The sequence below is a fragment of the Enterobacter sp. CM29 genome (genome assembly GCF_013179605.1).
GTDB classification, from domain to species: domain Bacteria; phylum Pseudomonadota; class Gammaproteobacteria; order Enterobacterales; family Enterobacteriaceae; genus Enterobacter; species Enterobacter intestinihominis.
The window spans coordinates 1-914 of record NZ_JABMCU010000376.1; the positions used below are offsets into that span (position 1 = coordinate 1).

At 59.2% G+C, this 914-nt stretch carries 1 protein-coding gene; it reads left to right on the forward strand.

All coding sequences use genetic code 11. The features are described from left to right. Positions 1-914, forward strand: a 914-nt coding sequence (locus HP459_RS23155; protein WP_171936951.1) for a molybdopterin-dependent oxidoreductase, incomplete at its 3' end; no start/stop codon positions are given.

Genomic DNA, 914 nt, shown 5'->3' on the forward strand with positions numbered 1-914 from the left:
ATGAAAGGCCGTCATACCTGCACGCAACCAGGAGCGCACGCTTTGAGCACCTCAACAAAAACCATTCTGACCGCCGCCCACTGGGGGCCGATGCTGGTCGAAACCGATGGCGACACCGTGCTGTCGTCTCGCGGGGCTTTGCCTTCGCGCCATCTCAACTCTTTACAGACCGTCGTTCGCGATCAGGTACATAGCAAAACCCGCGTACGCTGGCCGATGGTGCGTAAAGGCTTTCTGGCGTCACCGGATAAACCGCAAGGTATTCGCGGGCAGGATGAGTTCGTGCGCGTGAGCTGGGACGATGCCCTGGCGCTGATCCATACGCAGCATAAACGCATCCGCGACAGCTATGGCCCGTCGTCCATTTTTGCCGGCTCCTATGGCTGGCGTTCAAACGGCGTGCTGCATAAGGCCGCAACCCTGCTGCAACGCTATATGAGCCTGGCCGGAGGATATACCGGCCATCTGGGTGATTACTCGACCGGCGCGGCGCAGGCGATCATGCCGTATGTCGTGGGCGGGAATGAGGTTTATCAGCAGCAGACCAGCTGGCCGCTGGTGCTGGAGCATACAGAGGTGGTGGTGCTGTGGAGCGCCAACCCGCTCAATACCCTTAAAATTGCCTGGAATGCGTCCGACGAGCAGGGCGTTTCCTACTTCGATGCGCTGCGCCAAAGCGGCAAGCGCATCATCTGTATCGATCCGATGCGTTCTGAAACGCTTGATTTCTTCGGCGACAGCGCCGAGTGGATCGCGCCGCATATGGGCACCGACGTGGCGATGATGCTGGGTATCGCCCACACCCTGGTGGAGAACGGCTGGCACGACACGGAATTTCTGACGCGCTGCACAACGGGGTTCGATAAATTTGCCGACTATCTGACGGGCAAAACCGATGGTATCGCCAAAACCGC